The 21,311-nt window shown below is 67.5% G+C and carries 19 protein-coding genes; 7 read left to right on the forward strand and 12 right to left on the reverse strand.

Going from position 1 to position 21,311, the window contains the following annotated elements:
• Window positions 1-11 precede the first annotated feature (11 nt).
• Genes fdhD through A9973_RS21930 form a run of 4 tightly spaced genes read right to left on the reverse strand, consistent with a single transcriptional unit; the run spans window position 12 to window position 5,890 of the window.
• Complete coding sequence (gene fdhD, locus A9973_RS21915; RefSeq protein WP_183015790.1) at window positions 12-833, reverse strand: formate dehydrogenase accessory sulfurtransferase FdhD; 822 nt, start codon at window positions 831-833, stop codon at window positions 12-14.
• 30 nt (window positions 834-863) lie between these two features.
• Complete coding sequence (gene fdhF, locus A9973_RS21920) at window positions 864-3,740, reverse strand: formate dehydrogenase subunit alpha (RefSeq protein ID WP_183015791.1); 2,877 nt, start codon at window positions 3,738-3,740, stop codon at window positions 864-866.
• Between the two features lie 15 nt (window positions 3,741-3,755).
• Window positions 3,756-5,336, reverse strand: coding sequence for an NADH-quinone oxidoreductase subunit NuoF (locus A9973_RS21925; RefSeq protein ID WP_183015792.1), 1,581 nt, complete (start codon window positions 5,334-5,336; stop codon window positions 3,756-3,758).
• The gene (locus A9973_RS21930; protein WP_183015793.1) at window positions 5,333-5,890 is read right to left on the reverse strand and encodes a formate dehydrogenase subunit gamma; all 558 of its coding nucleotides are present in this window, start codon (window positions 5,888-5,890) and stop codon (window positions 5,333-5,335) included. The genes A9973_RS21925 and A9973_RS21930 overlap by 4 nt, the downstream gene beginning before the upstream one ends.
• A gap of 160 nt (window positions 5,891-6,050) precedes the next feature.
• Between A9973_RS21930 and A9973_RS21935 the strand changes: the two genes are divergently transcribed.
• From A9973_RS21935 to mobA, 3 genes are read left to right on the forward strand one after another with little or no spacing between them, the layout of a single operon-like run.
• On the forward strand, window positions 6,051-7,130 hold the full coding sequence (locus A9973_RS21935; RefSeq protein WP_183015794.1) for a substrate-binding domain-containing protein: 1,080 nt from the start codon (window positions 6,051-6,053) through the stop codon (window positions 7,128-7,130).
• Between the two features lie 48 nt (window positions 7,131-7,178).
• Window positions 7,179-8,294, forward strand: a complete 1,116-nt coding sequence (gene moaA, locus A9973_RS21940) for a GTP 3',8-cyclase MoaA (protein WP_183015795.1) — start codon at window positions 7,179-7,181, stop codon at window positions 8,292-8,294.
• Window positions 8,287-8,916, forward strand: coding sequence for a molybdenum cofactor guanylyltransferase MobA (gene mobA / locus A9973_RS21945; RefSeq protein ID WP_370539524.1), 630 nt, complete (start codon window positions 8,287-8,289; stop codon window positions 8,914-8,916). The genes moaA and mobA overlap by 8 nt, the downstream gene beginning before the upstream one ends.
• Here mobA and glp read toward each other — a convergent pair.
• From glp to moaC, 5 genes are read right to left on the reverse strand one after another with little or no spacing between them, the layout of a single operon-like run.
• The gene (gene glp / locus A9973_RS21950) at window positions 8,889-10,094 is read right to left on the reverse strand and encodes a gephyrin-like molybdotransferase Glp (RefSeq protein WP_183015796.1); all 1,206 of its coding nucleotides are present in this window, start codon (window positions 10,092-10,094) and stop codon (window positions 8,889-8,891) included. The genes mobA and glp overlap by 28 nt on opposite strands.
• 3 nt (window positions 10,095-10,097) lie before the next feature.
• Window positions 10,098-10,625 carry a molybdenum cofactor biosynthesis protein B gene (moaB, locus tag A9973_RS21955; protein ID WP_183015797.1) on the reverse strand — a complete coding sequence of 176 codons (528 nt, stop codon included), beginning with the start codon at window positions 10,623-10,625 and terminating at the stop codon, window positions 10,098-10,100.
• The gene (locus tag A9973_RS21960; protein WP_183015798.1) at window positions 10,622-11,104 is read right to left on the reverse strand and encodes a molybdenum cofactor biosynthesis protein MoaE; all 483 of its coding nucleotides are present in this window, start codon (window positions 11,102-11,104) and stop codon (window positions 10,622-10,624) included. The genes moaB and A9973_RS21960 overlap by 4 nt, the downstream gene beginning before the upstream one ends.
• 5 nt (window positions 11,105-11,109) lie before the next feature.
• Window positions 11,110-11,361: a MoaD/ThiS family protein gene (locus A9973_RS21965; RefSeq protein WP_183015799.1), complete on the reverse strand. Its 252-nt coding sequence runs from the start codon at window positions 11,359-11,361 to the stop codon at window positions 11,110-11,112.
• Window positions 11,342-11,830, reverse strand: a complete 489-nt coding sequence (gene moaC, locus A9973_RS21970) for a cyclic pyranopterin monophosphate synthase MoaC (protein WP_183015800.1) — start codon at window positions 11,828-11,830, stop codon at window positions 11,342-11,344. Before moaC ends, A9973_RS21965 begins: the two co-directional genes overlap by 20 nt.
• 136 nt (window positions 11,831-11,966) lie before the next feature.
• Here moaC and A9973_RS21975 point away from each other — a divergent pair, with 136 nt between their 5' ends.
• Complete coding sequence (locus A9973_RS21975) at window positions 11,967-15,557, forward strand: DUF748 domain-containing protein (protein WP_183015801.1); 3,591 nt, start codon at window positions 11,967-11,969, stop codon at window positions 15,555-15,557.
• A 64-nt stretch (window positions 15,558-15,621) separates the two neighbouring features.
• Window positions 15,622-16,503, forward strand: a complete 882-nt coding sequence (locus A9973_RS21980; protein ID WP_183015802.1) for a dienelactone hydrolase family protein — start codon at window positions 15,622-15,624, stop codon at window positions 16,501-16,503.
• Between the two features lie 62 nt (window positions 16,504-16,565).
• Here A9973_RS21980 and A9973_RS21985 read toward each other — a convergent pair whose 3' ends face one another.
• A complete protein-coding gene (locus A9973_RS21985) occupies window positions 16,566-16,991 on the reverse strand; it encodes a hypothetical protein (RefSeq protein ID WP_183015803.1) in 426 nt (141 codons plus the stop codon).
• A gap of 240 nt (window positions 16,992-17,231) precedes the next feature.
• Here A9973_RS21985 and A9973_RS21990 point away from each other — a divergent pair, with 240 nt between their 5' ends.
• Window positions 17,232-17,735 carry a peroxiredoxin gene (locus A9973_RS21990; RefSeq protein WP_183015804.1) on the forward strand — a complete coding sequence of 168 codons (504 nt, stop codon included), beginning with the start codon at window positions 17,232-17,234 and terminating at the stop codon, window positions 17,733-17,735.
• 87 nt (window positions 17,736-17,822) lie between these two features.
• Entirely contained in the window at window positions 17,823-19,268 is a 1,446-nt protein-coding gene (locus tag A9973_RS21995) for an MFS transporter (RefSeq protein ID WP_183015805.1), read from the forward strand.
• An 11-nt stretch (window positions 19,269-19,279) separates the two neighbouring features.
• Here the strand turns inward: A9973_RS21995 and A9973_RS22000 are convergent, their stop codons facing one another.
• Both A9973_RS22000 and bioB read right to left on the reverse strand, forming a co-directional pair.
• Window positions 19,280-20,143 carry a DMT family transporter gene (locus tag A9973_RS22000; protein WP_183016009.1) on the reverse strand — a complete coding sequence of 288 codons (864 nt, stop codon included), beginning with the start codon at window positions 20,141-20,143 and terminating at the stop codon, window positions 19,280-19,282.
• Window positions 20,140-21,165 carry a biotin synthase BioB gene (gene bioB / locus A9973_RS22005; RefSeq protein WP_183015806.1) on the reverse strand — a complete coding sequence of 342 codons (1,026 nt, stop codon included), beginning with the start codon at window positions 21,163-21,165 and terminating at the stop codon, window positions 20,140-20,142. Before bioB ends, A9973_RS22000 begins: the two co-directional genes overlap by 4 nt.
• Between the last annotated feature and the right edge of the window lie 146 nt (window positions 21,166-21,311).

Below are 21,311 nucleotides of genomic sequence, written 5' to 3' on the forward strand. Positions count from 1 at the left end.
CGGGGTCCGGTTCAGGGGATGAGGCGGTCGGGGTGGGAGTAGAGCGTGGCGTCGTCGTTGCGCAGGAACCCCACCAGGCTGACGTTGGCGTCTTGCGCCAGGCGGATGGCCAGGGCCGTGGGGGCGGATACCGCTGCCAGCACGGCCACGCCGGCCGCGGCCGTCTTCTGCACCATTTCGAAGCTGGCCCGGCTGGATACCAGCACGATGCCGTCGCCGGCATGCATGGCCTGGCGGGCCAGCGCGCCGACTAGCTTGTCCAGCGCGTTGTGGCGGCCCACGTCCTCGCGCACCAGCGCGACGGCGCCGTCGGCGCCGGCCCAGCCCGCCGCATGGGTCGCGCCCGTGATGTCGTGCAGCGCCTGGCGGGCGCGCATGTCGCGCATGGCCGCCAGCACCGACTGGATGCGCACTTGCGACCCGTTGGTCACCGGCGCCACCGGGCGCAGCACTTCCGGCAGCGTCTCCACGCCGCACAAGCCGCAGCCGGTGCGTCCGGCCATGGCGCGCCGCCGCGTCTTCAGCCGCACTTCGCAGGCGCTTGAGATTTCCAGCTGGATCACGATGCCGTCGCATTGCGGCAGCAGGTCGATGCCGCGCACGTCGCTGACGCCGTCGATGATGCCTTCCGACAGCGCGAAGCCCACGGCGAAGTCTTCCAGGTCGGCGGGCGTGGCCAGCATGGTGGCGTGGCTGATGCCGTTGAATTCCAGCGCCACCGGGGTCTCTTCGGCGACGGAGTCGGTCTCGGCGGCGTCAGCGATGACGCCGCCCCGCACGCGTTTGACCTGGGTCTGCGTGCAGTCGGGGCGGGAGGGCGGTGGCGTGGTCATGGCATCCAGGGCGGTCGTGGCCGGCAGGGGTTACTTCCCGGTCAGCGCCGCGTCGCTTTCGCGCGATCGCTCGCGCAGCAGCTTTTGCTGGATGTCGGCAAAGCGCGACCATTGGCGCTGCCATTCCGAAGGCTGGGACACGCGCGTGACCTGTACGGCCGTGACCTTGTATTCGGGGCAGTTGGTCGCCCAGTCGGAGGCGTCCGTCGTGACGACGTTGGCGCCGGACTCGGGAAAGTGGAACGTGGTGTATACCACGCCCGGCTGTACCCGGTCGGTCAGCGTCGCGCGCAGCACGGTTTCGCCCGCGCGGCTCTGGATGCCGACCCAATCGCCTTCGGCCACGCCCCGGTCTTCGGCATCCTGGGGATGCAGTTCCAGCACGTCTTCGCCATGCCACATCACGTTGGGCGTGCGCCGCGTCTGCGCGCCCACGTTGTATTGGGACAGGATGCGGCCCGTCGTCAGCAGCAGCGGGAAGCGCCGCGTGCTGCGTTCGTCGGTCGGCACGTACTTGGTGATCATGAACTTGCCCTTGCCGCGCACGAAGGCGTCGATGTGCATGATGGGCGTGCCTTCCGGAGCGGCGTCGTTGCACGGCCATTGCAGGCTGCCCAGCTTGTCCAGCTTGTCGTAGCTGACGCCCGAGAACGTCGGCGTCAGCCGCGCGATCTCTTCCATGATCTCGCGCGGGTGCTTGTAGTTCATGGGGTAGCCCAGCGCGTTCGACAGCGCTACCGTCACTTCCCAGTCCGACTTGCCGTTCTTGGGTTCCATCACCTTGCGCACGCGGGAAATGCGGCGTTCGGCATTGGTGAACGTGCCGTCCTTTTCCAGGAACGACGAGCCGGGCAGGAACACATGCGCGTACTTGGCCGTTTCGTTCAGGAACAGGTCCTGCACCACGATGCACTCCATCGCCGCCAGCGACGCCGCCACGTGCTGCGTGTTGGGGTCGGACTGCACGATGTCTTCGCCCTGGCAGTACAGGCCCTTGAACGAGCCGCCCAGCGCCGCTTCGAACATGTTCGGAATGCGCAGGCCGGGTTCAGGCTGCAGCGTCACGCCCCAGTCCTTTTCGAACTGCGCGCGCACCACGTTGTCTGAAATGTGCCGGTAGCCGGGCAGCTCGTGCGGGAACGAGCCCATGTCGCACGAGCCCTGCACGTTGTTCTGCCCGCGCAGCGGATTCACGCCCACGCCTTCGCGGCCGATGTTGCCGGTGGCCATCGCCAGGTTGGCGATGGCCATCACGGTGGTGGAGCCTTGGCTGTGCTCGGTCACGCCCAGGCCGTAGTAGATGGACCCGTTGCCGCCGGTGGCGAACAGGCGCGCCGCGCCGCGCACGGCCTGCGCGGGCACGCCGGTGATTTCTTCCATGGCTTCGGGCGAATTCTCGGGCAGCGACACGAAGTCGCGCCATTCGTTGAACGCCTTCGTTTCGCAGCGCTCGGCCACGAAGGCATCGTCGATCAGGCCTTCGGTGGCGATCACGTGGGCCAGCGACGACAGCAGCGCCGTGTTGGTGCCGGGCCGCACCTGCAGGTGGAAATCGGCCCTGATGTGCGGCGAGCTCACCAGTTCGATGCGTCGGGGATCGATCACGATCAGGCGCGCGCCTTGGCGCAGGCGGCGCTTCAGGCGCGACGCGAACACCGGGTGGCCGCTGCTGGGGTTGGCGCCCATCACGATGACGACGTCGGTGTGCATCACGGAGTCGAACGTTTGCGTGCCGGCGGATTCGCCCAGCGTCTGCTTCAAGCCGTAGCCGGTCGGCGAATGGCACACCCGCGCGCAGGTGTCGACGTTGTTGGTGCCGAACGCCGCGCGCACCAGCTTCTGCACCAGCCAGGTCTCTTCGTTGGTGCAGCGCGACGACGTGATGCCGCCGACCGCGTCGCGGCCGTACTGGCTTTGGATGCGGCGGAATTCGGACGCCGCGTAGTTGATCGCCTCGTCCCAGGACACTTCCTTCCAGGAATCGGTGATGTGCTTGCGGATCATGGGCTTCGTCACGCGCTCCTTGTGCGTGGCGTAGCCCCAGGCGAAGCGTCCCTTCACGCAGGAATGGCCGCGGTTGGCCTGGCCGTCTTTCCACGGCACCATGCGCACCACTTCCTGGCCCTTCATTTCGGCCTTGAACCCGCAGCCCACGCCGCAGTAGGCGCAGGTGGTCACGACCGAGTGTTCGGCCTGGCCCATCATGATGACGGTCTTTTCCTGCAGGGTAGAGGTCGGACAGGCCTGGACGCAGGCGCCGCAGGACACGCATTCGCTCTCCAGGAACGGCTGGTCCTGCCCTGGCGACACGCGCGAGTCGAAGCCCTTGCCCGAGATCGTCAGCGCAAAGGTGCCCTGCGTTTCCTCGCAGGCGCGCACGCAGCGGTTGCAGACGATGCACTTGGACGCGTCGTAGCTGAAGTAGGGGTTGGAATCGTCGGTCTTGGCCTTCAGGTGGTTGGCGCCGTCGTAGCCGTAGCGCACGTTGCGCAAGCCCACCACGCCCGCCATGTCCTGAAGTTCGCAGTCGCCGTTGGCGGGGCAGGTCAGGCAGTCCAGCGGGTGGTCCGAGATGTACAGCTCCATGACGCCGCGGCGCAGGTCGTGCAGCTTGGGCGTTTCGGTGTACACCACCATGCCGTTTTCCGCCGGCGTGGTGCACGATGCCGGATAGCCGCGGCGGCCTTCGATCTGCACCAGACAAAGCCGGCACGAACCGAAGGGTTCCAGGCTGTCGGTGGCGCAAAGCTTGGGGATGTTGATGCCGGCTTCGGCGGCGGCGCGCATCAGGGACGTGCCTTCGGCGACGCTGATTTCCTGGCCGTCGATGGTCAGGGTGACGGTCTTTTCCGAGACGCGCTCGGGCGTGCCCAGGTCTCGGTCGCGCTTGATGACGGTTTCTAGCATGTCGTTCTCTCGGGTTCAGGCCGCGTGCGCGGCAGACTGGGAGGACTCGATGCCGAAGTCCTGCGGAAAGTGGTTCAACGCGGACAGCACCGGATAGGGCGCCATGCCCCCCAGCGCGCACAGCGAACCGCCCATCATCGTGTCGCACAGGTCGCGCAGCAGATGGACCTGCTGTTCGCGCTGTTTCGCGTCGGCGCCGCCCGCCGCGATCTTGTCCAGGGTCTCGACGCCGCGCGTGGAGCCGATGCGGCAGGGCGTGCATTTGCCGCAGGATTCGATGGCGCAGAATTCCATCGCGTAGCGCGCCATGCGCGCCATGTCGACGGTGTCGTCGAACGCCACCAGCCCGCCGTGGCCGATCATGGCCGATATCTGGATGTAGGCCTCGTAATCCAGCGGCACGTCCCATTGCGATTCCGGCAAGTAGGCGCCCAGCGGGCCGCCCACCTGCACCGCGCGCAACGGGCGCCCCGAGGCGCTGCCGCCGCCGAATTCATAAAGCAGGTCGCGCAGGCTCAGGCCGAAGGCCTTCTCCACCAGCCCGCCTTGCTTGACATTGCCGGCCAGCTGGAACGGCAGCGTGCCGTGCGAACGGCCCACGCCATAGTCGCGGTAGTAGGCCGCGCCCTTGGCCAGAATGATGGGCACCGTGGCCAGCGAGATCACGTTGTTGATGACGGTGGGCTTGCCGAACAGGCCGGATATCGCGGGCAGCGGCGGCTTGGCGCGCACCACGCCGCGCTTGCCCTCCAGGCTTTCCAGCAGGGAGGTTTCTTCGCCGCAGATATAGGCGCCCGCGCCCTTGCGCACTTCCAGGTCGAATTCGCGGCCGCTGCCATGCACGTCGCGGCCCAGCCAGCCGACGCTGCGGGCCCGCCCGATGGCGGCTTCCAGCGTGGCGATGGCGTGCGGGTATTCCGAACGGACGTAGATGTAGCCGTAGGTGGCGCCCACCGCCAGGCCGGCGATGGTCATTCCCTCGATCAGCACGTAGGGGTCGCCTTCCATCAGCAGACGGTCGGCAAACGTGCCCGAGTCGCCTTCGTCGGCGTTGCAGACAATGTATTTCCGGTCGCTGGGGGAACCCGCCACCGTCTTCCATTTGATGCCGGTGGGGAACGCCGCGCCGCCGCGGCCGCGCAGGCCCGAGGTGACCATTTCGTCCACGATCTGCGCGGGCTCCATCGCCAGCGCCCGCTTCAGGCCGGCCAGGCCGCCGTGGGCGGCGTAGTCCTGCAAGGACAGGGGATCGATCACGCCGACGCGGGCGAACGTCAACCGTTCCTGGTGCTTCAAATAGGGGATGTCTTCGGTCAGGCCCAGGCGCAGCGGGTGCGCGCCGCCCGTCAGCCAGCCGGCGTCGAACAGCGCGGCCACGTCTTCCGGCGCGACCGGCCCGTAGGCCACGCGGCCGTCGGGCGTGGCGATCTCGACCAGGGGTTCCAGCCATAGCAGCCCGCGCGACCCGTTGCGCACCACCTGCACGGACAGGCCGCGCTCGTCGGCGACGCGTTCGATGTCGCGCGCCACCGCGTCGGCGTCCATGGCCAGCGCCGCGGCGTCGCGCGGCACGTAGATGACGACGGGGGCGCTCATGACGTGGCCTCCAGCGTGCGGGCCAGCAGGCGGTCAAGCTTGTCGGGCGTGACCCGGGCATGCGGCTGGCCGTCGATCATCACGGCGGGCGACTGGGCGCACAGGCCCAGGCAATACACGGGTTCCAGCGTGAAGTTGCCGTCCGCGGTGCTGGCGTGGAAATCGCAGCCCAGCGCGGCGCGCGCGTGGGCGGCCAGGTGCTCGCCGCCCACCGCCTGGCAGGATTCGGCGCGGCACACTTCCAGCGTATGGCGCGCGGCCGGTTCGCTGCGGAAATGGGGGTAGAAAGTGATGACGCCGTGGACTTCGGCCCGGGACAGGTTCAGGGCCTCGGCGATGGTTTGCACCGCCTCGGCCGGAATACAGCCCAACTCGTGCTGGACGTCGTGCAGGACCGGAAGCAAAGGGCCGGGCAGGTCTTTCAGCCGGGCGACGATGCGGGCGGTGGCCGCGATGGCGGGAGTGGGGGACGCCTGGGCCGCGTCCAGGGCCATTTTGCCGCCCCGGGCGCCGCCGCTGGACGCCAAGTCGGATTTTGCCTCGCGCTGATGCACGGTGGTCTCCTGCAGTGTTTTTCCTGGGCCCCACTTCGGGGCGTGGTATCGGGTGGAATCTTCGGGGTTTTAATATGTTTTTTAAAACATAAAAAAATCCCGTCCGCCGCATTATTTGTGTACTCTAGCCCCGTACTTCATTGCCTTCAATAAGAAATAAATGACATATAAGTTCCGTATCGGCCTGCGGGCGCAATGGACCTTGGGCGGCGGGGACGATTTGGCGCCCGTGCCATTACAGGACATGCTGGCCCTGCTGGCCGCGATCGACGCCACGGGCAACATCGCAGGCGCTTGCCGGGCGTGCGGCCTGTCATACCGGCACGCGTGGGGCGTGCTGCGCCGTTTTGAAGGCATCTTCGGCACGCAGTTGCTGATCACCAACCGGCGCCAGGGCACGCAACTGGCGCCGTTCGCGCAGCGGCTGCTGTGGGCCAACCGCCGCATCGAGGCGCGGCTGATGCCCACGCTGGACAGCATGGCCTCGGAATTGCAGGAAGAACTGGAACGGCTGCTGCCGGAAAGCGGCCCGCATCTGCGGCTGCATGCCAGCCACGGCTTCGCGGTGGAATCGCTGATGCAGCACATGAGCGGCCGCAAGCCGGGGCTGGAGCTGCGCTACCGGACGGCGATCGAGGCGCTGGCGTCGCTTGAGCGCCATGAATGCGACCTGGCGGGGTTCCAGGTGCCGCTGGGCGATTTCGAATCGCCAATCATGGAGCGCTATGCGCAGTGGCTGCACGCGGACGAATACGTGCTGATCCATCTGGCCGTGCGCAATACGGGCCTGTTCGTCACGGCGGGCAATCCCAAGCAGATCCGCGGCATGGCCGACCTGGCGCGCCCGGACGTGCGCTTCGTGAACCGGCAGATCGGGTCCAGCACCCGCTATCTGGTGGGGCTGATGCTGCAGCGCGCCGGCGTGTCGATCGGCGAGGTCCAAGGCTACGAAACCAATGAATTCACCCATATGGCCATCGCCGCGCATATCGCCAGCGGCATGGCGGACACGGGGGTCGGCGTCGAAACGGCCGCCTGCCGCTTCGGGCTGGATTTCATCCCGCTGGTGCGGGAACGCTACTTCTTCGCCATCCGCAAGTCGTCGCTGGAGACGCCCGCCATGCAGGACCTGTTGTCCATCATGCGCAGCCCCGATTACGTGGGTTACGTGGGGCAACTGGTCGGCTACGACGCCCGGGACACCGGGCGGTTACAAACCTTGGAAGAGGCGTTCGCGTAGGCGCGCGGCGCCTGCGCCGGAAGCCTCGCGCCGGGATATGATGGCCCTATGAGCAAAGTGATTTTCCTTGCCGACCGCCGATCCGGCCCTGCGGCCTGGCCCGCGCCCGGCGAATTGCCGCCGGACGGGCAGCCCGCGCTGGATGCGCGTGCGCGTCCGCTGCGCGACCTGCGCATCTCGGTCACGGACCGCTGCAACTTCCGCTGCACATACTGCATGCCGCGTGAAGTGTTCGACAGCAGCTATACCTTCATGCCGCATTCCGACCTGCTGTCCTTTGAAGAGATCAGCCGGCTGGCCGGCATCTTCACGCAACTGGGCGTGGAAAAGATCCGCCTGACGGGCGGCGAGCCGCTGCTGCGCAAGCACATCGAAAACCTGGTGGCCCAACTGGCCGAATTGCGCACGCCTGCCGGCCGCCCGCTGGACCTGACCCTGACCACCAACGGCAGCGTGCTGGCCCGCAAGGCCGCCGCGCTGAAAGCCGCGGGGCTGACGCGCGTCACCGTCAGCCTGGACGCGCTGGACGCCGCCATGTTCCAGGAAATGAGCGACAGCGGCTTCACGCCCGACGACGTGCTGCGCGGCATCGACGCGGCCGCCAGCGCCGGCCTGGCGCCCGTGAAGGTCAACATGGTGGTGCGGCGCGGCCTGAACGACGGGCAGATCCTGCCCATGGCCGAACGCTTCCGCAACAGCGGCCATGTCCTGCGCTTCATCGAATACATGGACGTGGGCAACAGCAACGGCTGGAACCTGGCCGAAGTGGTGCCCAGCCAGGAAGTGCTGGACCGCATCGGCGCCGTGCATCCGCTGGAGCCGGTGCAAAGCAGCGAAATGGGCCGCGTGGCCGAACGCTGGCGCTACCAGGACGGCGGCGGTGAAATCGGCGTCATTTCCAGCGTCACCCATGCGTTCTGCGGCGGCTGTACGCGCGCGCGCCTGTCGCCGGAAGGCAAGCTCTTCCTGTGCCTGTTCGCGCACGAGGGGCACGACCTGCGCGCGCCGCTGCGCGACGGCGCCAGCGACGCTGAACTGGCCGGCATCCTGTCGGGCATCTGGGGCGTGCGCAACGACCACTATTCCGAGCTGCGCGGCCGCAATGCCGCAGCCCCTACCCCCGACCCGGGGCGCAAAGTCGAAATGAGCTATATCGGTGGCTGACGCCGCATTGCCGCGCGCGCGCATCGCAGGCCTGATTCTGGCGGGCGGCCAGGGTTCCCGCATGGACCAGCAAGACAAAGGCCTGGTGCTTCTGAACGGCCAGCCACTGGTGGAGCACGTGGCGGACCGCCTTGCGCCGCAGGTCGGCCGGCTGATCATCAGCGCCAACCGCCATCAGGACCGCTACGCGGATTACGGGCAGGTGGTCGAAGACGGCGAACCCGCGCTGGGCGCTTTCCAGGGGCCGCTGCTGGGCATCGCGGCGGGGCTTGCCGCCGCCGCGCCAGCGGACTGGCTGGTGGTGGTGCCTTGCGATACGCCTTTCCTGCCCCCCGATCTGGCCGCGCGGCTGATCGGCGCGGCCCGGTCGGCCCAGGCGCCGCTGGCCTATGCGGCCGCCAACGGCCAGCGGCATTCCGCCTGCATGGCGGTACGGCCGTCGCTGCTGCCGGATCTGCGGGCCTATCTGCTGGGGGGCGACCGCAAGGTGGGCCTTTGGCAGGCCGGGGCGGGCGGCGTCGAAGCGCGCTTCGACGACACGCCCGACGCCTTCATGAACGTCAATACGCCGGAAGAACTGGCCGCGGCCGCGCGCTACGCCAGCCAGTGGCGCAAGTCGTAATAGGGCACGCGGTCCCTGTCGTTGACTGGCACGTCGGCGGGCAAGCGCGCCAGGCCCGTCGCCCAGGGCATTGAACTGATCACGCCCGACCCCTGATGGCCGTAGGCCACCAGTTCGCCGCTGCCGTCGTCGGCCACCCGGCGCTGGACGCGCAGGAATTCCTCGCGGCTGTCCTGGCGCGGGTGTTCGGTGCGCAGCGGCAAGAGGCTGACCGGGGGGAAGATCTCGTCGCGGCCCTGCATGCGCCGCATCAGCGGCGTCACCAGCATCGCGAACACGGCGTAGGCCGACACCGGATTGCCGGGCAGGCTGACGACGGGCTTGCCGCCGATCTGCGCCAGCGCCACCGGCTTGCCCGGCTTCATGCGCACCTTCCATAGCGACAGCTCACCGCCCAGCGCAGCCAGCGCCGGCTTGACCAGATCGCGTTCGCCGACCGACACGCCGCCCACGCTCAGTACCAGGTCGCAGTCGGCCAGCAGCGTCGTGAACGCGGCCAGCAGGTCGGCTTCGGTATCGCGCGCATGCAGCACATGCACGGGCAGGGCGCCCAGGCCGCGCACCAGCGCGGCCAGCATCGGGCCGTTCGAGTTGTAGATCTGTTCCGGCGCGCGCGGCGTGCCGGGCGGCACGAGCTCGTCGCCGGTGGTCAGGATGCCGACGCGCAACTGGGCGGCCACCGACACGCTGGCAAGTCCCTGCGAGGCCAGCAGCGCCACGTGGGCCGCTTGCAGCACCGTGCCGGCGGGCAGCAGCGGCGTGCCGGTCATCGTGTCTTCGCCGCGGCGGCGGATGTGCTGGTTGGGCGCGGGCTGGCGGGTGATCTCGACCTGGTTGTCGGCTTCGACGGTGTCTTCCTGCATGACGACCGTGTCGGCGCCGTCGGGGATCAGGCTGCCGGTGAACAGGCGGATCGCGTGGCCGGGCTTGAGCGGTTCGGGCACGTCGCCCGCATAGCACCGCTGCTGGATGGGCAGGCGGCCGCCCGCGCGCCAGTCGGCCACGCGCAAGGCGTAGCCGTCCATGGCGCTGTTGTCGGCGGGGGGGATGTCGACGGTGGCGGTCAGGTCGGCGGCCAGCACGCGGCCGGGGGCGTCGAAAAGGCCGATGTCTTCATGGCGCTGCAGCGGCCCCGCAGCATTGGCCAGCAGGGTCTGGGCTTGATCGAAATCCAGCATGGGTCAGTTGTCTTCTTGTTGGGGCTTGAAATGCGAGGCGAAGTTGCAGGGGCGGTGGCCGCTGTCGAGCTGCTCGCGCAGGATCTGCGCCCAGGCGGTTTCGCAGGCATTGTTGGAGCCGGGCAGGCAGAAGATCAGCGTCTGGTTGGCTGATCCGGCGAACGCGCGCGACTGGATGGTGGAGCTGCCGATCTCGGTGTAGGAAATCTGCCGGAACAGTTCGCCGAAACCGGGGATTTCGCGGTCCAGCAGCGGCAGGATGGCTTCCGGCGTGTGGTCACGATGCGAAAAACCCGTCCCGCCCGTCGTCAGGATGATCTGCACTTCAGGGTCGGCGATCCAGTCGCTGATGACGCGGCGAATCTGATAGATGTCGTCGCGGACGATGTCGCGGCGCACGCACTGGTGGCCGGCGTGCGCCAGACTGTGGGCAAGCAGGTTGCCGGAAGTGTCGTCCCCCGCGCTGCGGGTGTCGCTGACGGTCAGCACGGCGCAGGCCAGCGAGACGGGGACGGGGCTTGCTTCGCTCATGGGTGTTCCTTCTTGGAAGCGGCGTCTTCATCCCAGGCATCCGTGCGGTCCTGGTCGGATTGGCGTTGTTCTACCCAGAAGCTGCTGCCGCCCGAGAGCGTTTCGCGCTTCCAGAAAGGGGCACGCGTCTTGAGTGCGTCGATGATGTATTCGCAGCCGCGGAACGCGTCGCCGCGGTGCGCGCTGGCCGCCGCCACGAACACGATCTGGGCGTTGCGGGACAGGGCCCCGACGCGGTGCACGATCACGGTGCCGTCCAGGTTCCAGCGTGCGCGGGCGGTTTCGGCGATGGCTTCAAGCTCGCGTTCGCACATGCCGGGGTAGTGTTCGAGGAAAAGCGTGTCGGTGGGCGAATCGGGCGCGTAGTCGCGCACATAGCCCACGAAGGTGACGATGCCGCCCACGCCGGACCCCGCGCTTTCCCGCAGCGCGGCAGTCAGGGCGGCGGCGTCGAAATCGGCTTCCTGGACGCTGATCATGGCGTTCAACCTCCGGTGACGGGTTCGAACACCGCGACCTCGTCGCCGGGCCGGATCGGCGCCGTCGGCTTGGAGTGGGTCTGGTTGATGGCCAGTTTCAGGCGACCGGCGGGCGCAAGCTGGGGATAGCGTTCGCCCAGCGCGGCCAGCAGTTGCGTGCCCGTGGACTCGCCGTCCAGGGGCCAGCTTTCCCCGCGCTTGCCGACCAGTTCGGCCACGCGGGCGAAGTACAGGAGATCAATCGTTGCGCCATTCACCGCTTTTTCCTCCCGCCTTGTACTTAAGGCGTACTTGTTCGACCACGATGCCCTTGTCCGCGGCCTTGCACATGTCGTAGATGGTCAGGGCGGCCACGCTGCACGCCATCATGGCTTCCATTTCCACGCCCGTCTTGTAGCTGGTGCGGCAGGTGGCCAGGATGTCGATGCGGTGCGCGGCGTCGTCCAGCGAAAAGTCCACGCCGACAAAGGCCAGCGGCAGGCTGTGGCACAGCGGGATCAGCTCGGCGCAGCGCTTGGCGGCCAGGACGGCGGCCACGCGCGCGGTATTGAGCACTTCGCCCTTGCCCTGGCCCGGCTGGGTCAAGAGCCCATAGGCCACGGCATTCATGCGCACGCAGGCGGTGGCGATCGCCACGCGTTCGGAATCCGTCTTGGCGATGACGTCGACCATGCGGACCTGGCCGGCTTCATCCAGGTGGCTCAAGGTGGGGGTGGATGGTGGCATGGGAATCGGGATCGAGAATTGTTAATGTTTGAAAAGAGCGGTCCCGGCTGGCCGGGAAGGCCGCTGTTACGCCTATGATAGACGAGCGCTAACCGGGGCGCGATAATCGCCTTCAACTCGTATCAGGAGACTCGCGATGCCCTTGCGGAGCCTAAAGCTTCGGTTTACCCGGCGAGCCGGCAAGATTCTTCTAGGCATCGTTGCGGTCGCGCTGATTCTTTGCGGCGTTGCCGCATGGCAAGTCCCCAAGGTCCTGCAGAACGTCCTGACCGGGGATGTCTCCAAGATGATCGGCCGCGAGGTTTCGGTCGGCAAGATCAGCTTCAATCCGTTCACCCTGACCGTCCGCGCCCGCGACCTGGCGGTGGCGCAGCCCGGCTCGCAGACGCCATTGCTGTCGCTGGCCGAACTGGATGTCAGCGCCGCCTGGAGCTCCCTGTTCTGGTTCGCGCCGGTTGTCGATCGTCTGACGCTGCGGCAGCCTAACATCGCGATCGTCCGCGAAGACGTCACGCGCTTCAATTTCTCTGACATACAGCAACGAGTGGCCGAAATGACGGCCGCCAAGCGCGACGAGCCGCCCAAGCCGGACGAAGGGCTGCCGCGCTTTTCGCTGAACAACATGGTGATCGAAGGCGGCACCATCACGCTGGACGACAAGGTCACCGGGCGCAAGCAGGTGGTGGATGAACTGGGCGTCGGCGTGCCGTTCATCTCCAACTTCGGCTACGCCACCGACATCGACGTGCAGCCCCGGCTGCACCTGCGCATCAATGGCAGCCCGTTCGACCTGACGGGCGTGGCCCGCCCGTTCGACAAGGTGCCGTCGTCGACGCTGCGCGTCGCGTTCAACGGCCTGCAACTTGAAAAGTGGGCGGACGTCTGGCCGATGCCGCTGCCGTTCAAACTGGACAGCGCGCTGCTGGACTCCAATCTTCAGATCGTGTTCGAGCAGCCCAAGGATGCCCCGCCCAAGATCCGCGTGCTGGGCGACCTGGGCCTGCGGCGCTTCGACTTGCGCGACACGGCGGGCGAACGCCTGGCCGCCTGGAGCGCCCTGACCGTCACCCGGCTGGAACTGGAACCGATCGCGCGCACCGCGTATGTGGGCGAAGTGGGCCTGTGGGCGCCGCAAATCCATGTGCGCCGCTATGCCAATGAACATCTGAATTGGCAGGACGTCGTCGCCAAGCTGAAGGCGCTGGGCGGCGTGGCGCCGGACGAGACGCCGGTCGCCGACAAACTCAGACGCGACGTCGGCTTGAAGGTGCCGCCGAAGACGGACGCCGCGAAGGCGGACGCGGCCAAGCCCGACGCGGCCAAGCCCGACGCGGCCAAGCCCGACGCAGGCAAAGCGGCCGTCGATGCGCCTGCCGCGACGCCCGCGCCAGCCGCGACGCCCGCGCCAAGCGGTACGCCGGGCGCGGACGCGGCGGCCCCGCAGCCGCCCGCGGCGCCGGCGGAATGGAAGGTCACGCTTGACGCCTTCAACCTGCACGAAGGCGAGCTTTACGTCACCGACGCGATCAGCAAGCTGGACTACGTCATGACCGGGATGGCCGTGACGGTCGAAGGCGTCTCGATCCCCGAAGTCAAGGACCAGCCCGTGAACCTGTGGCTGACGGTGGACAACAGCACCGACGGGGGATGGATCCGCGCCAAGGGGCCGCTGGTCTTAAAGCCGTTGTCGTTGGAGCTGGGCGTGCGGATGGGCAATATCGCCCTGGCGCCATTGGCGCCGGCCGTGCGCAGCGTGGCGCCGATCGTGCTGCTGGATGGCCGCCTGGGCGCGTCAGCGCAGGTCCACGTGCTGGAGAAGAACGGTGCGGTGGATGCGTCCGCCACGGCCGTCCAGGCCGACCTGACCCAATTCAAGGCGCGTGACGAATCGCTCAAGCCCGCGTTGGACATCGCCCTGCAAACGCTGCACGTCACCGCCGACCGGTTGGCGATGGGGCCGGGGCAAAGCAATTTCACGCTGGCCGCCGCGGGCATCCAGGGCAATGGCAAACTGGACCTGAAAGGCATGTTCACGCCGCAGCCGCTGACGCTGAAATCGTCCGTGGACCTGTCCGAGCTGAACGTCGCGTCCTTTGCGCCTTACGCCGCTTCCAGCCTGAACGCCACTGTGCGCGCCATCACGCTGGGCGCCAAGGGCGACGTGGATTTCGCCGCCGCGGCGGGCAATGCGCCGATGAAGGTCAACTGGAAGGGCGGTGTCGAGATCACGGGCGTCGACTTGCAGGACCGGGTCAACAACGACGACTTCCTGAACTGGAAGCGGCTGGGCTTTTCCGGCATGGACATCTCGGTGGCGGGCGACAAGATCGGCGCCAAGCTGGGCGACATCGCGCTGGAGGACTTCTATGGCCGCATCCTGCTGAACGCGCAGGGCCGCCTGAACGTCATGGACCTGATCGCGGCGCCCGGCCAGGCCGGCGGCTCGATCACACAGGACACGCAGACGCCGGGCAGGCAGGCCGCGCTGCCCGCGCCAGCGCCCGCCGCCGCCAAGAGCGGCGCGGGGGCGAGCATGCCAGACATCGCGGTCAACAGCGTCACGCTGTCGCGCGGCCGCATGACGTTCACCGACCGCTTCGTCAAACCCAACTACGTGGCCGAGCTATCCGCCATCGAGGGCGCGATCACGGCGGTGTCGTCCACCAACCCCCAGCCCGCCAAGGTCAAGGTCACGGGCCGCGTCTACACCACCGCGCCGTTGTCCATCAGCGGCATCGTGCAGCCGTTCGCCAAGTTCCTGACGCTGGATCTGAAGGCGTCGGCCAAGGGCGTGGACCTGCCGCGCTTCAACACCTATTCGGCCAAGTACGTGGGCTATCCGATCAAGCGCGGCAAGCTCTCGGTCGACCTGGAATACAAGATCAAGGACCGCGCGCTGCAGGCGTCCAACCACGTGGTGCTGAACCAGCTGACCTTCGGTGACAAAACCAACAGCCCGGACGCGACCAAGCTGCCGGTGCTGCTGGCCGTGGCGCTGCTGAAGGACTCGCGCGGCAATATCGACATCAACCTGCCGATTTCCGGTTCGCTGGACGATCCCGAGTTCTCGGTGGGCGGCATCGTGGTCCGCGTGCTGCTGAACCTGGTGGTCAAGGCCGTGACGTCGCCGTTCAGCCTGCTGGCCTCGGCCTTCGGCGGCGGCGAAGAACTGTCCTATGTGGAGTTCGCGCCCGGCAGCGCCGTGCTGACCGAAGACTCCCGGCAGCGCATCGAAACCCTGATCAAGGCGCTGACGGACCGTCCGGCGCTGAAGATGGACATCAGCGGCCGCGCCGATCCCAAGACCGACATGGAAGGCCTGCGCCAGGCCTGGGTCGACGGCCAGATCAAAGCCGCCAAGGCCGCCGCCACCGCCCCGCGCGGCAAGAAGCCCAGCACGGCGGGCGTGCAGGTGTCGGCCGCCGAGCGCGCCAAGTATCTGGAAGAGGTCTACGACGACGCCGACATCAAGGACAAGCCGCGCAATTTCATCGGCATGTCCAAGTCCGTGCCGCCCGATCAGATGGAAGCCATGCTGCGCAGCGTGGCGCCGGTGGGCGACGACCAGCTACGCCAACTGGCCGATGCGCGCGCGCAAGCGGTTTATGAGAAGTTGCAAGCCCAGGAAGGACTCGCGGACCGAGTGTTCATCGTTGCGCCGCAGCTGGACGCGGACGGCATCAAGGACGAGGGGCAACCCTCGCGCGTGGACTTCTCCCTGAAGTGAACCCAGCCGGCCATCAGGGGTACGCATAGGCGTCCCCGGCCACGCTTTTGCCAGGAGATTCTCGATGAAAGACCAGGACGCGCACTTCGACAGCCTGTTGCCGCCTCTGCGGCTGGACCGGCGGGGGTTCATCGCCACGACGGTCGCGGCGGGCTTTTCGCTGGCGGCCGGGCCTGCCGTGGCCCAGACGGCCATCGCGACCGACGCCAAGGGGCTGACGGCGGGCAAGATCGACATTCCCACGACGGACGGCAAGATGCCCGCCTATCGGGCGGCGCCGCAGGGCAAGAAGAATCTGCCGACCGTGATCGTGGTGTCCGAGATCTTCGGCGTGCACGAGTACATCCAGGACGTATGCCGCCGGCTGGCCCATCTGGGCTATCTGGCGATCGCGCCTGAACTGTTCGCGCGCCAGGGCGATCCGTCGAAGTACACCGAGATTCCGAAGCTGCAGGCCGAGATCATCGGCAAGGTGCCGGACGTGCAGGTCCAGGGCGATCTGGACGCCACCGCGAAGTGGGCGGCGGCCAACGGCGGCGACGCCGACAAGCTGGGCATCGTGGGTTTCTGCTGGGGCGGCCGCCAGGTGTGGCTGTACGCGGCCCACAATCCGAAGCTGAAGGCAGGCGCGGCGTTCTACGGCCAGTTGGCGGGCGAGCCCAGCGAGCTGAAGCCGAAGTCGGTGCTGAGCCTGGTGAACGAGCTGAAGGCGCCGGTCCTGGGGGCCTATGGCGGCAAGGACGCGGGCATTCCGCAGACGGACGTCGATCGGATGCGGATCGAACTGGCGAAGGGGCCGGCGGCGGCGAAGGCATCCCGGATCGATGTGTATCCCGACGCGCCGCATGCGTTCCATGCGGATTACCGGCCGTCTTATCGGAAGGCGGAGGCGGAGCAGGCGTGGACGCGGATGCTGGATTGGTTCAAGCAGAACGGATTGGGGTGAGGGGAGTGTGCTTCTTGACGGCTGGGGCGTCTTAAGAACCACCATCGTCAGCGACCAGAAAACTACTGCGCCTTCTCTCCCGGCAATCCGTCGCTCACCTCAGCCAGCGCATTCTTCATATCCTCATAACTGATCGCGCGTTCGTTCTGAAAGCCCCCGAGCACGCCGCGGCATCCGTCCACGCCGGACCGCTTCATGTCTTCCATCATGGTCTTGCCTTCCCCCAGGCCCTTCTGGAAGAGCGTTTCGTAGCCGTCCGATGCAAACCCGTATTCCTGGGCGTACTGCATCAGGTTCTTCCTGGCGGTGGCCTGGTGCTGGGCCAGGTCGGGTTCGGAGGCGCCGCAGGCGCGGGCGGCGCCGTTGGAGGCGCCGGCGGCGACCACGAAGGAGTCGTATTGGGCTTGTTCGGCCGCGTCGGGGGCGGCCCAGGCCGGGGCGGCGGCGGTGGCCAGGATCCAGGCCAGGGCAGTCAAGATCTTGCGCATCGGTGAGTCTCCGCTAGGTGCCCGCGGGCCGGTCGATACGGGCGTGGCGGGCGTGGGTCACTACGGCATTATGGCAAGCAGCCGTTTCCAGGCCGTGAGGCGGGGGTGTGGAGTCGTTTCAGACTGTGCGACTTTTTTTCCCGAGGTCGTATCGGCAGCAGGCCGGCCGCGCAGGAACTATGATGGAGGTTGTGAGGCGCTCCTGCTTCAATGCAACACCCCTACATCCTGGAGATTTACATGACGATCAAAGTCGGCGACCGCGTGCCGGATGGCACCCTGACCGAATTCATCGAAACCGAAACCGCCGGCTGCTCGCTGGGCCCCAACGCGTTCCAGGTCGCCGACCTGACCCGCGGCAAGACCATTGCGCTGTTCGCCGTGCCGGGCGCCTTCACGCCCACCTGCTCGGCCAAGCATCTGCCGGGCTATGTCGAGCAAGCCGCTGCGCTGAAGGCCAAGGGCGTGGATGAGATCTGGTGCGTGTCCGTCAACGACGCCTTCGTCATGGGCGCCTGGGGCCGCGAGCAGAAAACCGACGGCAAAGTCCGCATGCTGGCCGACGGATCGGCGCTGTGGACCAAGGAACTGGGCTTGGAACTGGACCTCGTCGCGCGCGGCATGGGCGTGCGTTCGCAACGCTACTCGGCCCTGATCGTCGACGGCGTGGTCAAGCAACTGAACGTGGAAGCCGCTGGAAAGTTCGAAGTCAGCGACGCCGCCACGATGTTGTCGCAAGCCTGATCTAACGCAAGTTCCTGTTTTACCGCTCAACGCGGCGGGCTGCCTTTGCCGCCCGCCGTGCTAATGCCAGCAGCGGTTGCCAACGCCATGCTCGCCACCATCTCCTCTTTCTCGTCGCTGTATTTTGCGACCTTGCTGATGCTTATCGGCACGGGTCTGTTCAACACCTACATGGGCCTGCGCCTGACCGCGCAGTCGGTCAGCGAGGTGTGGATCGGCGTGTTGATCGCCGGCTACTACCTGGGGCTGGTGTGCGGGGCGCGGCTAGGGCACAGGCTCATCATCCGCGTGGGCCATATCCGGGCGTTCGTCGCCTGTGCGGCCATCGCCACCAGCATGATCCTGGCGCAGACGCTGGTCGATTCCATGCCGCTGTGGCTGGTGTTCCGCCTCATTTCCGGCGTGGTGATGGTGACCGAATTCATGGTCATCGAAAGCTGGCTGAACGAGCAGACTGAAAACCACCAGCGCGGCCGGGTGTTCTCGGTCTACATGGTGGTGTCCGGGCTGGGCACGGTACTGGGGCAATTGGCGCTGACCGCCTACGCCACGCTGGACCTGCGCCCGTTGACCCTGGTGGCCATGTGCCTGGTGCTGTGCCTGGTACCCATCGCCGTCACGGCGCGTTCGCACCCGCCCACGCCCTTGCCGGCGCCGCTGGACATCCGCTTCTTTATGCGCCGCGTGCCGCTGTCGATGACGGTCCTGTTCGTGGCGGGGAACCTGTCTGGCGCGTTCTATGGCCTGGCGGCCGTCTACGGCGCCAAGCATGGCCTGTCCACCTCCCAGGCGGCGATCTTCGTGGCCGCCGCCGTCACGGCCGGCCTGTTGTCGCAATGGCCGATGGGGTGGCTGTCCGACCGCATCAACCGCGCCGGCCTGATCCGATTCAATGCCTTGCTGCTGGTTTTGCTGCCCACGGTGATGTGGGGCTGGCTGGTGTTGCCGTACTGGGCGATGGTGGCCTTGTCGTGCGTCTTCGGCGTGCTGCAGTTCACGCTGTATCCGCTGGGCGCGGCATTCGCCAACGACCACGTGGAATCTGAGCGCCGCGTCAGCCTGTCCGCCGTGCTGCTCATGACTTATGGCGTGGGCGCCTGTATCGGCCCCATGGTGGCCGGCCTGCTGATGTCGCTGGCCGGGCCCAGCATGTACTACGTCTTCATTTCGGCCTGCGCCCTGATCCTGGTCTGGCAAGTACGCCCCACGCGCGTCACCGGCGCGCATCAGGTGGACGAGGCGCCGACGCACTTCGTGCCCATGCCAGACACCCTGCAAAGCTCGCCCGCGGCGGCGGTGCTGGATCCGCGCGTGGACCCGGAAAATGATATCGCGATGGAAATGGTGCACCCCGACCCGTCGGCGGCGCCCACACCCGCGGCAGTGGAACCTTCCGCAGTTGATGCTGCGGCAGCCGATGCTGCGGCAGCCGACGCTGCGGCAGCCGGCGCTGCGGCGGTCGACTCCGTGGCCGTCGACGCCTCGCCGCAGGCCGAGGACGCCGACAAGCGCGAGCGCCGCACCGGCACCTGAACCCTGCGTGCCTACCAGGGCGCCATCAGCACGATGGCGGCCAGCGCCAGGGAGATGCCCAGCAGGTTCAATCGCGTCAACGGTTCACGGAAAGCCAGCGCGCCGACCAGCGTGCCCAGCGTGATCACGCCCATGTTCATCGAGGCGAACACCAGGGCCGGGTGGTCGGGCAGCGACTGGTGGGCGCGGATGTAGGTCAGGATGTTGCCGAAGTTGGCCACGCCCAGCGCCACGCCCGCCGCCAGATGGCGGCGCTCCCACCGCACGCGCAGGCATAGCAGCACCCCCAGCATCAACACGCCCGCCAGCATGAAGGCCAGCAACAGCCCGCCCGCGAAGGCGGTGCCGGCGCGCGCCACTTGCTTGAACAGGATGTCGATGACGCCGTAGCCTGCCCAGACCGCAAGCGGCCAGAGCCAGACGGCCCGGTTGTCCGCGGGCGACTGCGCGGCCGCGGCAGGGCGGCGTAACAGGCAGGCCAGCGCGCTGGCGGCCAGCAGGATCGCCGCCAGCTTGCGGCCGCTGACGGGTTCTCCGAACAGCAGGAAGGCGGCCAGCAAAGGGATGAACAAGGACAGGCGCTGCGCGGCGTCGCTGCGCACGATGCCGGCGTGGCGCACGGCGGCGGCCATCGCCAGGAAGACGCTGGGCAACAGCACGCCCAGCGCCGCCAGGACGGCCCATGGCGTTTGCGGCGTCACCAGCGTGGACGGGTCCGGGCGCAGCACGGCCCAGCAAAGCAGGGCGGCCACCGCGTAATTCACGGCGATGGCCTGGCGCACGTCCACGGCGTACCGCCGGGCCAGCTTCAACAGCACCGCGACGGTGACGCTGCCCCCGACGCTGGCCAGCAGATACAGGACGCCAGGCGTCAGCGGCACGTCGCGCCTTCGGCGTGCTGGTGGTGATGCTGCGACGCGTCGACCCGCATGCCCAGGCGCTGCAACAGGCGCTGGTCGGCTTCCATCTGCGGATTGGCGGTGGTCAGCAGCGCGTCGCCGTAGAACATGGAGTTGGCGCCCGCCATGAAGCACAGCGCCTGCAAGGCGTCGTCCATGGTTTCGCGGCCGGCCGACAGGCGCACGGCGGCGCTCGGCATGGTGATGCGCGCCACTGCGATGGTGCGTACGAACTCGAACGGATCCAGGGCGTCGACGTTGGCAAGCGGCGTGCCTTCGACCTGCACCAGGTTGTTGATCGGCACCGACTCGGGGTAGGGCTCCATGCTGGCCAGTTGCGCAATCAGGCCGGCGCGCTCGCGCCGTGATTCGCCCAGGCCGACGATGCCGCCGCAGCACACGTTGATGCCGGCGTCGCGCACGCGGTCCAGCGTGTCCAGGCGGTCCTGGTAGGTCCGGGTGGAAATGATCTTGCCGTAGAACTCGGGCGACGTGTCCAGATTGTGGTTGTAGTAGTCCAGGCCGGCGTCTTTCAGCTGTTCGGCCTGGCCGTCTCGCAGCATGCCCAGCGTGACGCAGGTCTCCAGGCCCAGCGCCTTGACGGCGGCCACCATCTCGGCCACGGCGTCCAGGTGATGCGGCTTCGGGCTGCGCCACGCGGCGCCCATGCAGAAGCGCTGCGCGCCGCCTGCCTGGGCGGCCCGGGCGGCGGCGACCACGTCGGCAAGCGGCATCAACTTGTCGGCGTCCAGCCCGGTGTCGTAGTGCGAGGACTGCGGGCAATAGGCGCAGTCCTCGGGACAGCCGCCGGTCTTGATCGACAGCAGGCTGGACAGCTGGATGGTGTTCGGATCGAAGTGGGCGCGGTGGACTTGCTGGGCACGATGCACCAGGTCCATGAAGGGCAGCTCGTAAAGCGCCATGACATCGGCGGCGCTCCAGGCGGGCGCGGGCAAATGCTTGGACGTCGTCGGAACGGGGATGTAGGCGGTCTGCATGGACGGGCTCCTGTCGGTCTTGCGGAAATCGCGCCGCTTGCCGGAAAGCAAGGACGGGATCGGCGGATCGTAAGAACCTGCGCAGGGTTTGCGCAATGCAGGGCAGGGAGCCGAAAATGCAGGGTGATTGGAGTGGGTTTATATGA

The organism is Achromobacter sp. UMC46, assembly GCF_014170335.1.
Lineage (GTDB): Bacteria > Pseudomonadota > Gammaproteobacteria > Burkholderiales > Burkholderiaceae_B > Achromobacter.